Below are 12,761 nucleotides of genomic sequence, written 5' to 3' on the forward strand. Positions count from 1 at the left end.
TTAACGTGAGTTCGATGAACCTCTCCCCAACCCCGCTCCGACGCGGAGAGGGGCATAAATCTTCCTAGTTTTGAACGAAAAAACAAGTTTTGAAAGCCTCTCTCCTTGCAGGGGAGAGGTTTGGAGAGGGGTTTTTAGCATCCATCGAACTCACGTTAAGTAAGTAGGTGGGAAAAAACAAAACTATGTTAAGAAAGGTTAATCAGGCAAAAACCCTCTTTCCTTCTGCCCTCTGCTTCCTGCCTTTTCCCAACTACAAATATTTACGCCGTTCTACTTAACTCTTGAATAACATCTGTTGCTGGTCGTTCTGTTGTTGAATAGTATTTCTTTAAGCTCTCTGCTTCAGTTGAAGTTAGCGCTTGCGTGCTAAAGTTAGCCCATCTGCAAGTGCAATCAAACTTAGATCTATGCGATCGTCTTGAGATAACTTGCTGTTGAACTCACGAATAGCTATGGTAGATGAGTCCTGTAATTCTAATTGAGTCACTCTTCCAGACCACAATACGTTATCAATGGCAATTAAACCACCAGGACGCACTAGCTTTAACACCAATTCGTAATAACGATAATAGTTTTCCTTATCAGCATCAATAAAAGCAAAGTCAAAAGTTTCTGCCTGACCTTGTACTAAGAGATACTCTAAAGTTTCTGTTCCGGGAGCAAGTTGCAAGTCAACTTTATCTGCCACACCGGCTTTCTCCCAATAACGCCGGGCAACAGATGTAAACTCTTCACTAACATCACAGGCGATGATTTTACCATCAGGTGGTAATGCTAAAGCAACGCTCAAAGAACTATAACCAGTAAAAACTCCCACTTCCAAAGTTTTTTTTGCACCAATGAGCTTAACTAAGAGTGCTAAAAACTGTCCTTGTTCTGGCGCAATCTGCATATTTGCACGGGGATGGTGAGCAGTTTCTTGTCGTAACTGCAAAAGTATTTCTGGTTCACGTAGGGATACAGACAAGAGATATTCGTACAAATTTTGTGTCAAGTTTAATGCTTTACCAGTAGACATAATTTCTAGGAGCCTATGTTTGCTGCTGATCTGTGTGAATATTTTATCAAAATTACGGTAGATTGCTCGATTTATCGTAGTATTAGCTATACTTACTTATAGCCTAAATGTTACGTATGTTGCTCCAGTATTTATCAAATCGACTTATGAAGATGGTCAGCAGCTTTCTTCAGCATTATGAAATATTAAGAATTAAGACATTTACCTTATTCTTTACTTGTGGTTTAACTTTAGCTCTCGTCATATCTGCGTGTTCTGCCAACAACACAGATAACTCTGTGGCAACTCAGGCAGGCAACCCAAGCACTACAAATCAAGGTGTTGTGGTTCGGATTGGTTATCAAAAAGCCGCAACTATTCTTAGTGCAATGAAAGCACAACAAGATTTGGAAAAAGCCTTTGCAGCTAGTGGTGCTTCGGTAACATGGGCAGAATTTCCTTCTGGCCCGCCTATGTTAGAAGCCATCAACGCTGGGAGTATTGATTTTGGCTACACTGGTGAATCTCCGCCAATTTTTGCCCAAGCGGCGGGTAATCCCTTAGTTTATGTTGCTTACGATCCTTGGAGTCCCAAAGCAGAGGCAATTATTGTGCCGAAAAACTCATCTATTCAAAGCCTTGCAGACCTCAAAGGTAAACGAATTGCTGTGGCTAAAGGTTCAAATACTAACTACTTATTAGTCAAAGCCTTAGAAAAGGGAGGAGTAGATTACAAAGATATCAAACCAGCTTTTCTCCAGCCTCCCGATGCGCGTGCGGCGTTTGAGGGAAATAATGTTGATGCTTGGGCAATTTGGGATCCTTACTTAGCTGCGGCGCAAGCTGCTACAGGCGCACGGACTTTGACAGATGCAACTGGGTTAGCACCTAATCGTGGTTATTATTTGGCGGCGAAATCTTTTGTTGACAAGTATCCTGATGCTTTGAAAACAGTGCTGGAACAAGTCAAAAAAAGAAGTGACTGGGCAAAAAATAATCCCACAGAAGTTGCAAAATTTCTCTCCCCAGAACTTGGTATTGATGCTGGAGTTCTAGAAGTTGCAGAAAAACGACGGGACTACAATGTACTACCGCTAACAGACGAAGTAATTCGCGGACAACAGCAAATTGCCGATACTTTTTACAAAATCAAGCTGATCCCGAAATCTGTCAATATTAGCGAAATCGTTTGGAAAGGTTAGAGGCTAGTAATTGTAATTTCCATTCCCCATTCTCTACTCCCCACTTATGGATATTAATACTCAACGAATTAAAACAGATGTGCTTGTGATTGGCGGTGGTACTGCTGGAACAATGGCGGGTATTAAAGCAAAGCAAGCAAATCCTGATGCAGAGGTGCTGATATTAGAAAAGGCTAACATCCGCCGGAGTGGTGCGATCGCAATGGGTATGGATGGCGTAAATACCGCCGTCATTCCCGGCCATTCCACACCAGAACAATATGTCCGAGAAGTCACCCTAGCCAACGATGGCATTCTCGACCAAAAAGCCGTATATCAAACAGGCAAATTAGGTTATGAAGTCATTCAAGAATTAGAAAGTTGGGGTGTGAAGTTTCAAAAAGATGCCCAAGGCAACTATGACTTAAAACAAGTGCATCGTGTAGGTAAATATGTTTTACCTATGCCGGAAGGTAAAGACCTCAAAACTATTCTCACCCGCCAAGTCAAACGCCACAAAGTCAAAGTTACAAACCGCGTTATGGCGACGCGTGTATTAGTCAAAGACGGACGCGCTATTGGTGCAGTGGGATTTGATGTCAGAAACGGCGATTATATAGTCATTCAAGCCAAAGCTGTCATCCTCTGTACAGGTGCTTGTGGCAGATTAGGATTACCTGCTTCCGGCTATCTCTACGGCACTTACGAAAATCCTACTAATGCCGGGGACGGCTATTCAATGGCTTATCATGCAGGTGCAGAACTAAGTAATATTGAATGCTTTCAAATTAATCCCTTAATCAAAGATTACAACGGCCCTGCCTGTGCCTACGTTGCTGGGCCTTTTGGCGCACATACAGCCAACGCCGAAGGAAATCGCTTCATTAGTTGCGACTATTGGAGTGGTCAAATGATGTTGGAAATTTGGAAAGAATTAAACTCAGGGAAAGGGCCAGTCCAACTCAAAATGACCCATCTTGATGAAGATACAATTGCCGAAATTGAATCTATACTTTGGGCAAATGAAAGGCCAAGTAGAGAACGTTTTCATCAAGGTAGAAACGAAGATTATCGCACCCACGGCGTAGAAATGCACATTTCTGAAATCGGCTTATGTAGCGGCCATAGTGCCTCTGGTGTGTGGGTAAATGAAAACGGGCAAACCACAATTCCCGGTTTGTATGCAGCCGGAGACATGGCCAGCGTCCCTCATAATTATATGATTGGGGCATTTGTATTCGGTCGCATAGCCGGAACTCATGCAATTGAATATATACAAGATTTAGATTTTATCGAACCAGAGACAGAGTTTTTGGAAGCAGAAAAAGCCAGAATTTACGCTCCGTTAACGCGACCGAATGGTATACCACATACCCAAGTAGAATATAAACTCAGACGCTTAGTTAATGATTATCTGCAACCACCCAAATCAGGTAATAAAATTGAAATTGGTTTAAAACATTTTATCCAATATCAACAAACATTAGATTTAATGGGTGCGCGTGACCCCCATGAATTAATGCGTTCTCTGGAAGTACATTTTATTCGAGACTGTGCAGAAATGGCAGCCAGAGCATCATTATATCGTCAAGAAACTCGTTGGGGTCTATATCATTATCGCTTAGATTATCCTGATAAAAATGATGATGAATGGTTCTGTCATGTCAATTTAAAAAAAGATGAGTCAGGGCAAATGATATTGTTTAAACGTCCTGTAGAGCCTTACATTGTGGCAGTAGATACGGTTGAAGAATCATACAACGTCGCTGTTAAATAAGTTATATATTGAATATTTCAAAAAAATGTCTATTTATAATTATATTGGTAAACAATATTTCCAAACTCGCGTTCCTGATATTCGCATCGTCAATACAATAATTAATTTACTCAATTTACCAAAAGGTAGCGTTATCGCTGATATCGGTGCTGGTACTGGTGGTTACAGTGTAGCCTTGGCTAACCAAGGATTGTTTGTTTATGCTGTTGAACCTTCTATTGTGATGCGAATGCAAGCAGTTGTACATCAACAAGTTGAGTGGTTTACTGGCTATGCAGAAAACTTAGCTTTACCAGATAGGTCTGTTGATGGTGTTGTTAGTATTCTAGCAATACATCACTTTTCTCATCTCGAAAAATCTTTCCAAGAAATGCACAGAGTTATTAGAGATGGAACAATTGTTTTACTAACTTTTGATATTAGACTCGCTCAAAAAATTTGGCTTTATGACTATTTCCCATTTTTGTGGGAAGATGCTTTACGATTTTTATCTCTTGATGAACAAATTAATTTACTTCAGAAGAATACTAAAAGGCGTGTTGAAGCCATACCATTTTTGTTACCACACGACTTGTCTGATTTATTTGCAGCCGCAGCCTGGAGACGACCAGAATTATATCTTCAAGCAGAAGTCCGGGCAGGAATATCATCTTTTGCGTTAGCAAATCAAGATTTAGTAGAACAAGGAGTAAATGTACTTGCAGCCGATTTAAGTAGCGGAGAATGGAATAAAAAATATGGCGAGATTCAAAAATTGAAAGAGATTGATATAGGTTATCGTTTTATTTGTGCAACGCTTGAGCAATAATTATAGTTAACATATATGGTAAATAAAGTTGCTTTAGGTCAGCAAATAAAAATTAAAAAAGCTGAAACTAAAGATGCAGAACGAATTGCTATCCTTGGCGAACAACTAGGATATTCTCTGACAACTCAACAGGTAGAGCAACGCCTTGATAAAGTTAAAAACAATTATGACCATGTTATTTATGTTGCGACTTTAGCAAATGAATATGTAATTGGTTGGGCGCACGCTCATATTTGTGATTTACTCATTATGCCAAAGCAAGCAATTCTTTTAGGCTTAGTGGTAGATAAAGATTATCGTCATCATGGAATTGGACGTTATTTAATGCAGAAAATCGAACAATGGGCTGCTGTGAAAGAATGTGATGGTGTTATGTTGCGTTCTAATATTAAACGCAAAGAAGCACATTTATTTTATAAAAAAATTGGTTATGCCAATATCAAACAGTCATTAGCTTTTTATAAGCAGTTAATTTAGTAATAATGTTTAATGTCTAAATTACAAATTTGGTGAATAATGTTATGGCTTTAATCAATCAAAGAGTAGATGTGCCTGTAATTGTTGATGAATCGAAGTGTTTAGAAAAATGCACCGCTTGTATAGAAGTTTGTCCTTTAGATGTGTTGGCTAAAAATCCAGAGACGGGAAAAGCTTATATGAAATATGATGAATGTTGGTTTTGTTTGCCTTGTGAAAAGGAATGTCCTACTAATGCTATTACTGTGCAGATTCCTTTTTTGTTGCGGTAATTTATGTCGTTCTTAAGAATAATGTGAATTTTAGGCAGAGGCTCAGATAATACGAGTTTGAGATATTACGCAATGGGAGGATTAATGATGTCTGTAAGTGCTAATTCTGAATTAAATCAATGGTTGGAAATGTTGAGATCGCCTAATGTAAATGACCGCTTAGTAGCTGCCAAAACCTTACAACATCTTGGCGATGATGAAACAATAGACGCACTCATCAATGCTTTACAAGATGAACATATTGCTGTGCAAAAAATAGCCATATCAGCCCTTTGGGAAATTGCTAATCCTGTTGCAATTCCTGCTTTAATTCAATGCCTTAGTTCCGCAGATTTAGAGATTCGCACTGAAGCAGCATCAGCGTTAAACGAGTTAGTGACCCAAGATGATTTATTCCTGTTACTAGATAAGCTCAAGAGTAGTGATATAAATACACAACTAAATATTTTAGTGCTGTTGCGGAAAATTCATGATATTCAATCTTTATCGTATATTCTGCCATTTTTAGAATCAGATAATGGGGAATTAAGAGAAGCAGCAGTAACTACACTGCGATATATAAATCAACTAGAAAAATGTCCCCAAGCTTTGGATTTAGTTTTTGATGAATCATCTGTTGTGCGTCGTGCTGCTGCATTAACTTTAGGGCATTTACAAGATAGAGAAGTAATTACTAAGCTTAGTCACACACTCACTAATGACAGTGACTGGCAAGTACGTCGTAATGCTGCTCAATCTCTAGCTATTCATGCAAATAGTCAAGCGATTTTTGCATTAGAAGCTGCTTTAGGTGATGAACATTGGCAAGTTAGAAAAGCATCTGCACAAGCGTTGCAAAAAATTACAGATGTACAAGTCATGCCACAATTAATTCAAGCTTTAGCAGATGAATATGCAGATGTTCGCAAAGAAGCTGTAATTGCTCTTGGTAATTTAGCTCATCTTGATGTTATCATCCCTCTGCAACAAGCTTTGGATGACCCTGATAGGGAGGTTGCTATTCAAGCACAACGAGCGATTAACAAGATACCAACAGCCAAGGAAGAGAATACTTTTTTAACGCAAAGTAACGCTGAGTAAGCGCGGAGGGGCGCAGAGAGTTTTTTAAGTTAATTCGCTAGTCGTTAACTAAATTTTTTGAGAAAGTTGCAAATAATGGCACAATTAGAGATTAATTATTATCAACAAGAGGTGGTTGAATTGCTGAAACAGGTAATTGAACCAACTTTAAAAAATGACGTTGTTAGTTTAGGAATGGTGCGAAATTTTCGCATAGTTGATGACTACGTTTATTTGCGCTTATATATTGGTTCTCATCAGCAGCAGTTAAAACAGGAAATTGAATCTAAATTATTAGCTTTAACTTGGTGCAAAAAGGTTTATATTCAAGTTTGTACAATTCCTGGGGTAAAAACTACTCTAGGAATTTCTAGTGGTAAAGGAGGCGTAGGTAAATCAACAACTGCTGTCAATATAGCCGCAGCTTTAAGCTTACAAGGTGCAAAGGTTGGGCTATTAGATGCTGATGTTTATGGGCCTAATTTGCCGCAAATGTTGGGTTTAGAACAAGCTGACATTGATGTTATTCATACTCCGACAGGTGATAAGTTTTTACCGTTGGAAGTGCAAGGAATAAAATTGATGTCTGTGGGTTTACTGGCAGAAAAGAATCGTCCTTTGGCATGGCGAGGGCCTGTATTACACAAAATTATTACCCAATTTCTCAATGATGTAGAATGGGGCGAATTAGATTATTTATTAATAGATTTACCTCCGGGTACAGGTGATGCCCAAATTACAATTATTCAAGAAAGTCCAATTTGTGGCGTTATTTTAGTGACGACTCCTCAGCAAATTGCGATCGCAGATGTTCGCCGTAACATATATATGTTTCGTCAAGTCGGTGTTCCGGTTTTGGGTATTGTGGAAAATATGAGTTATTTAACTTGTGGTGATTGTGGTTCACGCACGTATATTTTTGGTAGTGGTGGCGGTGAACAACTCGCAGCTGAATTACAAACACCTCTGTTAGGACAAATCCCCATTGATTCGCGCATTTGTAGCGGTGGTGATACCGGAAATCCCATCGCAACTAGTGAACAAGCTTCTCCAGCCAGTGAGGTTTTTAGACAAATTGCGATAGCCATAGGCTTAAGCTTCGCTTATCGCACTTCACACAACGTTCAGTCAAATAGATAGATAATTAGGCAATTGGCAATCTGCCAAGCTTTTTTAAAATGAAAAATGAGGTACTAATATGAAATCATGATAATTTCACTAAATATTTAGAATTTAATCGAGTCTAATTCAATGAAGTCACTTTACTGTATCTTATATTTGTTATTTATCACTCACAGTAATTATTTATTTTGTGACTCATTATGGTAATAACGAAACATGAGCCGAAACAACTTTCCATCCTGCTGCAAATTTGTACCAAGTTTGGCTTTGTCGTCCCACACGTTCGACACCATTAATTATGCGGCGAAATTCTAAAGTTACGGTTGCTGTATCATTACCAAATGTGACAACTTTGAGATTGAAAATTTCACGTTCTATTTTTGGGTTCGGTCGAGAGGCTCGAAAGTTGCGAATTTCTTCACTACCATAGAGGTTTTCTGCAACACCAAACCGCACTACTTCTGGTGCATCCCAAAATAAACTATCCATCACCTCTAGATTGTTATTAGCTAGAGCTTCTTCATACTGGAGATATAAATCAGTTACTTCAGCGACAACAGCAGGGTCATTAATTGAAGTCATGATTGTTACTAAATTGCAATACGTTGATTATGCACTGTTTTGCAATCTTATAAGCTTAAATCATGATTTGTGATTTTTTAGTCGCCCAAGATAGCGAACATTAAAATCCGGTAGGTTCATAAGTCTACCGGATTTTAATTGTAATTATTTTAGGTGATCGCCCGGATTTATCGTTTAATTGAGTGCTGGTTCTGCTAACACTTTTTCAGATTTTTGCTTCAGGACAGTTGGTAAATCACTAGTTAACGGTTCACCTTCAACTATTTGCGATTTAAAACCATCAGTCCCAACTGGAATATCACCTGTAATAGTAGTGCGATAGAGTACGCGCTCAACTTCTAGATGATCCAAGTCTTGTGGGGCTAAATGCGAGGTGGCGCGGTTGTCCCAGAATGCGATATCACCATTGTTCCAACGGAAGCGGGTGATGTAGGCTGGTTTGGTGATTTGTTTGAAAAATAACTCCAGCAGCAGTTCGCTCTCTTGTTGTGACACATCCAGAATGTGCGAAGTGAAGCCAGGATTCACAAACAATGCACGTTCGCCAGTTTCAGGATGAACACGCACCACCGGGTGAATCGAAACCTGGGGATTAGCTGCAATGCGCTGGGCATATTTGCTATTGCTAGGTATCCGCAAACGTGCATTGAAACGATGCTCGGCTTTCAATCCATCTGCTAACTTCCGTAGAGGTTCTGATAGACCTTCATAAGCTGCGACTAGATTAGTCCACTGTGTGTCACCACCATAGCTAGGGACGTTAACTGCTCGCAAAATAGAACCCGCAGGAGGGTTAACAACAGCAGTTACATCAGTGTGCCAACGGCTTTCATAACTGGAACGTTGTAGACCGTTGCGGCGTTCAAAGCGGCTGCGATCGATTGGTAAGATTTGGGAAAAGCCTTCTATCGGTTCATCTTCGTGAGGATGCGCGTAGGTCACTTCACCAAAACGAGCCGTGAAGGCAATCTGTGCAGCGTGATCGATGTTTTGATTGCGAAAGAAAACCACTTTCCACTTCAATAGAGCTTTCCGAATTTCCGCAACTACGTCATCTTGCAGAGGACGCGAAAGATCTACGCCATTGATTTCAGCACCAGTGAAACCAGATGTCGGTTTAACTTCAATATGTTTGTATCCCATGTCTATTCTCCAAAATGTGATCTATGGGTGAATGTTTAAATTTCTTGCAGAAGTGGGAAAAGAAGAGGGGAAAAGGGCAAGGGGCAAAAGGCAAAGGAAGGCATCTAAATTTTTTACCTTTTACCCATTCAAACTCTGTCCCCCTAAGAGTGAGAAACTATTTTTGCAAGAACTCTTTTGTACTCGTCAGCTTTCTTTGGAAGGTTTTTATTTAGTCTAAGGAAGATACCAAAGAAGCATCTGTAGCTGATCTATATTTTACATTAAACCGATAGATTTATCGTAGTATAAATTATTAAGAAAGTTCAGTGAAACCTGTTTGAGAACTACTGAACTAATCCGGATAAAAAACGAATGTCCGCAACTCTATACTTTCTCTAGGCGGTGCATCTGAAGGGCTGCTGGGATCTTCAAAGGCTGTGTGGGCTGCAAAACGTGCGCGTCCGTCTTCAGCAGAGTCGAAGCATTTGATAAATAGAATCTCGTCCCTTCGCATTTGCGGAAAGTAGAACCATTGATGTTCTGGATTATACGTGACTGCGTAGGTTTCACCAATGCGATCGCGGTACACCAAGTCTCCAGCTACAAGGTCTGATGGTGCTATGCTTTGAGCATCACATACTGTCAATGGTGACTCTTGGATTGTGTTAGCGATGCCTCGCCAAACATTGATAATGGCAAACTGTTGTTGTAATAGCCTATCAATGTCTTCTATACCTCGTGCAGCTAACTCCAAACGCGCCCTTGTATAGCCAGATTTAGCGGTAAAGTCATTGTGTACGCGCTTCGCTGGTTCTTTAATATTGTTCTCACCCGGCTTTGATTGCGACGCATTACGCAGGGTGTGATCAAATATCACAACTTGAGAAGCACCAGTCAGTTCCTTTAATAATTGCTCTGCTTCTGGATAGTAGACTTGGCGGATTTCGTCTTCGTTATAAAAGTCGCGGACGTTTGTATTGTAGGCAGTAAATGCAAAACCCTGTTCATCTAGAGAGATTTTCTCCGAGATGGAACGAGCATTATAAATTGGCAGTTTGTAAGTCTGGAAAGTTCCGTTAGTGCGGGGAATTCCTGGTGGCGGTTCATAGGTGTAGTTGACAGGTTTTTCTGCCATCGGTATCAGATAGCTGAGGTTAGCTTCTACCGATGGCAAGCTGTAGGAAAGCGGTTTATCTAGAACTTGCTTATTTAAGCTCATAGGTTATACCTGTTTGAGAATTATAAAAGCTACGCAGATTTAGCTGACTCCCACCTTAGCTGGCTGTTTCCACACAGCATTGGCATACAGTGATGGCTCGAAGTCTGGTGCAACATTGTCACTAGTAATCCGGGCTTCGTGTAATGACCAGTCAGCAAAGAATAAGTCGTGGCTGATACGTGATACTATTGCTGGCACATCGCGCCGGATGCTTGGTACATCACCAATAGGCAGACCGAAACTGACGAAGCCAGCTGGATTGAACACATGGATATCTTTGAGGTATGGGGCATTACCAGGGACTTTCTCTAGATATTCATGGGCGTTGCCAAGGTAAGGATAAGTACTGAGTTGCTCGTTGTGCTGATCGCCTGGCGGTTCGTAGCGATCGCGCCACAGAGCAATATGATGTGCAAAATCAACAAGTTCCGGCCGCTTGGTTGGATCAACAAAATAGCCAGTCCCAGCGATCGCAAAATCGAACTCAAAAGTATCATTATTTACCTGAGCAACGATGCGATCGCCCTGAGCATGAGCCTCTTTCCACGGTGCAGATAGGTGCAAATGGAAATTAGAAAACGCAGTTACTCTCTCAATTGCATCTGGTGGTGGTGTCGAGCCAACTTGATTAAACCGCCAAGCTTGGAACCAACGCGCCGCATCAGGTAGTTGTGCATAGTTATAGTAAGCACCAGGATAACCCCGCACCCGAATCACTGGCAGAGATGCAATCTCAGACCTTCGTGCAAACAGGTGTACTTCCTTCGCACCTGATTCTAGTGCTACCCCTGCCGCATCGAAAGCCGAAGCAGCAGCACCCAGCACTGCTACATTTTTGCCGCGCAACTCACTAAAATCAATTTCATCAGAGGTATGTGCATATAAACTACGTGGGAGAGATGCTAATACAGGCGGGATATTTGCTCCACCAGTACCAGCTACACCATTGGCGAAGATAATCTTGCGCGTGGTTTCTATCTGTAAGATACCGTTTACTTCCAGATGTAGGCGAAAGAAACCTGCCGCAGGTTCAACTCGCACCAACTTCGTCTGATACCTAACGGGAATGTCTAAGAAATGCCGATACCAACTGAGATACTCAGCCCATAACACTCTGGGAATGCGATCAAGTGCTGTGTATGCCTCAACACCGTGCCGCGCCTCGTACCAAGCTTGAAACGACAGTGCTGGGATGCCGAGTTCTGGCCCTGGTAGATTTTTTGGTGTGCGTAGCTTTTTCATCCGCGCTCGCGTCAGCCATACGCCTGCATGGGCTTCGTCAAGAGCCGCATCAATAATTGTTACGCGGCCAATACCAGCACGCCGTAGAGCAAATGCAAAAGTACTACCACTGCCACTACCTCCTACTATCGTGACATTGTGGTCAATGCCTGGATAATCAGGCACCCAGTTTTCGGGGTCGGGGCCGATTAGGCGCAACGCTTCGCGTGCGGCAAAATCAGGGTCAGTCTTTGTTGTCATGTCGGTCTTTCAAGATGAAACGAGGTTTTACCGAGAGTAGTGCTTGGAGAGGAATAACTTGTTGTCTGACGCAAAGATACAGATGGATAAATTGCCTAATGTTCTCTATCAACCAAAGTCGGTTGCAGATATTCACTAATTGCTATGCAAAGAATCAAATAAATTAAAGGGATGTTGTTTTGTGAGCGATTTACCACAAATCGATGTAGTAATTTTACTCAGCAGATATAGCTTACATCTATTGATACAAAAAATATGTACTGACGATCACAATATTATGTAAAACTAGTAATTAGTTTATCTAATATTAAGATTTACAAATTGATAAGATAATCAATACGCTATAACTCTTGATAGATTGCTTGCTCACAATGCCCATAACTCAGAACAGCCCAAATCAAAGAAAGCTGTCATTGACTTGAGTAGTTGCGGAAGCCAGACCCATTTCATCTGGCGAAGCTGTTGGGGAGAGACACACCACTGACAAGCAACGTAAAGACTTTGAACAGCAGCCAGTCTATAGTCTTTTATCAGTTGCTCCCAATCATACCCAGACCTTGCGGGGGGACAAAATGGTCTAGAATGCTTATCTTACAAAGAGTGTAGCAATTTGTGGTAAAAGAAAAAGAGCATTTATTCGCAATAAGCTCTATTTAA

At 40.9% G+C, this 12,761-nt stretch carries 12 protein-coding genes; 7 read left to right on the plus strand and 5 right to left on the minus strand.

Features of this window, described 5'->3' with window-relative positions:
- Nucleotides 1-355: 355 nt before the first annotated feature.
- On the minus strand, nt 356-1,021 hold the full coding sequence (locus H6G76_RS34250; protein ID WP_190710660.1) for a class I SAM-dependent methyltransferase: 666 nt from the start codon (nt 1,019-1,021) through the stop codon (nt 356-358).
- Between the two features lie 152 nt (nt 1,022-1,173).
- Here H6G76_RS34250 and H6G76_RS34255 point away from each other — a divergent pair, with 152 nt between their 5' ends.
- The 7 genes from H6G76_RS34255 to H6G76_RS34285 all read left to right on the plus strand — a co-directional run bounded on the left by H6G76_RS34255 (nt 1,174) and on the right by H6G76_RS34285 (nt 7,714).
- The gene (locus tag H6G76_RS34255; RefSeq protein ID WP_242056650.1) at nt 1,174-2,202 is read left to right on the plus strand and encodes a sulfonate ABC transporter substrate-binding protein; all 1,029 of its coding nucleotides are present in this window, start codon (nt 1,174-1,176) and stop codon (nt 2,200-2,202) included.
- 46 nt (nt 2,203-2,248) lie between these two features.
- On the plus strand, nt 2,249-3,958 hold the full coding sequence (locus H6G76_RS34260) for a fumarate reductase/succinate dehydrogenase flavoprotein subunit (RefSeq protein WP_190710661.1): 1,710 nt from the start codon (nt 2,249-2,251) through the stop codon (nt 3,956-3,958).
- Between the two features lie 25 nt (nt 3,959-3,983).
- Nucleotides 3,984-4,766: a class I SAM-dependent methyltransferase gene (locus H6G76_RS34265; protein WP_190710662.1), complete on the plus strand. Its 783-nt coding sequence runs from the start codon at nt 3,984-3,986 to the stop codon at nt 4,764-4,766.
- Nucleotides 4,767-4,781: 15 nt separating this feature from the next.
- Nucleotides 4,782-5,243, plus strand: a complete 462-nt coding sequence (locus H6G76_RS34270) for a GNAT family N-acetyltransferase (protein WP_190710663.1) — start codon at nt 4,782-4,784, stop codon at nt 5,241-5,243.
- A 44-nt stretch (nt 5,244-5,287) separates the two neighbouring features.
- The gene (locus H6G76_RS34275) at nt 5,288-5,515 is read left to right on the plus strand and encodes a ferredoxin family protein (protein ID WP_053455107.1); all 228 of its coding nucleotides are present in this window, start codon (nt 5,288-5,290) and stop codon (nt 5,513-5,515) included.
- A gap of 87 nt (nt 5,516-5,602) precedes the next feature.
- Nucleotides 5,603-6,595: a HEAT repeat domain-containing protein gene (locus H6G76_RS34280; RefSeq protein WP_190710670.1), complete on the plus strand. Its 993-nt coding sequence runs from the start codon at nt 5,603-5,605 to the stop codon at nt 6,593-6,595.
- Nucleotides 6,596-6,670: 75 nt separating this feature from the next.
- Complete coding sequence (locus tag H6G76_RS34285) at nt 6,671-7,714, plus strand: Mrp/NBP35 family ATP-binding protein (RefSeq protein ID WP_190710664.1); 1,044 nt, start codon at nt 6,671-6,673, stop codon at nt 7,712-7,714.
- A 180-nt stretch (nt 7,715-7,894) separates the two neighbouring features.
- Here the strand turns inward: H6G76_RS34285 and hpxZ are convergent, their stop codons facing one another.
- From hpxZ to H6G76_RS34305, 4 genes are all read right to left on the minus strand, one after another.
- Nucleotides 7,895-8,278 (minus strand): oxalurate catabolism protein HpxZ, encoded by a 384-nt coding sequence (gene hpxZ, locus H6G76_RS34290; protein WP_190710665.1) that lies wholly within the window; start codon nt 8,276-8,278, stop codon nt 7,895-7,897.
- A 174-nt stretch (nt 8,279-8,452) separates the two neighbouring features.
- Complete coding sequence (locus H6G76_RS34295) at nt 8,453-9,421, minus strand: TauD/TfdA family dioxygenase (RefSeq protein ID WP_190710666.1); 969 nt, start codon at nt 9,419-9,421, stop codon at nt 8,453-8,455.
- A 334-nt stretch (nt 9,422-9,755) separates the two neighbouring features.
- Nucleotides 9,756-10,622: a CmcJ/NvfI family oxidoreductase gene (locus H6G76_RS34300; protein WP_190710667.1), complete on the minus strand. Its 867-nt coding sequence runs from the start codon at nt 10,620-10,622 to the stop codon at nt 9,756-9,758.
- A gap of 39 nt (nt 10,623-10,661) precedes the next feature.
- The gene (locus H6G76_RS34305; protein ID WP_190710668.1) at nt 10,662-12,104 is read right to left on the minus strand and encodes an NAD(P)-binding domain-containing protein; all 1,443 of its coding nucleotides are present in this window, start codon (nt 12,102-12,104) and stop codon (nt 10,662-10,664) included.
- Nucleotides 12,105-12,761: the final 657 nt, after the last annotated feature.

It is taken from the genome of Nostoc sp. FACHB-152 (assembly GCF_014697475.1).
Lineage (GTDB): Bacteria > Cyanobacteriota > Cyanobacteriia > Cyanobacteriales > Nostocaceae > Nostoc_B.

Bases quoted from the DNA above. Each gene is read 5' to 3' on its own strand.
- H6G76_RS34260 (WP_190710661.1), top strand. From the start codon at position 2,249: ATGGATATTAATACTCAACGAATTAAAACAGATGTGCTTGTGATTGGC.
- H6G76_RS34295 (WP_190710666.1), bottom strand. From the start codon at position 9,421: ATGGGATACAAACATATTGAAGTTAAACCGACATCTGGTTTCACTGGT.
- H6G76_RS34270 (WP_190710663.1), top strand. From the start codon at position 4,782: ATGGTAAATAAAGTTGCTTTAGGTCAGCAAATAAAAATTAAAAAAGCT.
- H6G76_RS34255 (WP_242056650.1), top strand. From the start codon at position 1,174: ATGGTCAGCAGCTTTCTTCAGCATTATGAAATATTAAGAATTAAGACA.
- H6G76_RS34280 (WP_190710670.1), top strand. From the start codon at position 5,603: ATGTCTGTAAGTGCTAATTCTGAATTAAATCAATGGTTGGAAATGTTG.
- hpxZ (WP_190710665.1), bottom strand. From the start codon at position 8,278: ATGACTTCAATTAATGACCCTGCTGTTGTCGCTGAAGTAACTGATTTA.
- H6G76_RS34305 (WP_190710668.1), bottom strand. From the start codon at position 12,104: ATGACAACAAAGACTGACCCTGATTTTGCCGCACGCGAAGCGTTGCGC.
- H6G76_RS34265 (WP_190710662.1), top strand. From the start codon at position 3,984: ATGTCTATTTATAATTATATTGGTAAACAATATTTCCAAACTCGCGTT.
- H6G76_RS34285 (WP_190710664.1), top strand. From the start codon at position 6,671: ATGGCACAATTAGAGATTAATTATTATCAACAAGAGGTGGTTGAATTG.
- H6G76_RS34250 (WP_190710660.1), bottom strand. From the start codon at position 1,021: ATGTCTACTGGTAAAGCATTAAACTTGACACAAAATTTGTACGAATAT.
- H6G76_RS34300 (WP_190710667.1), bottom strand. From the start codon at position 10,622: ATGAGCTTAAATAAGCAAGTTCTAGATAAACCGCTTTCCTACAGCTTG.
- H6G76_RS34275 (WP_053455107.1), top strand. From the start codon at position 5,288: ATGGCTTTAATCAATCAAAGAGTAGATGTGCCTGTAATTGTTGATGAA.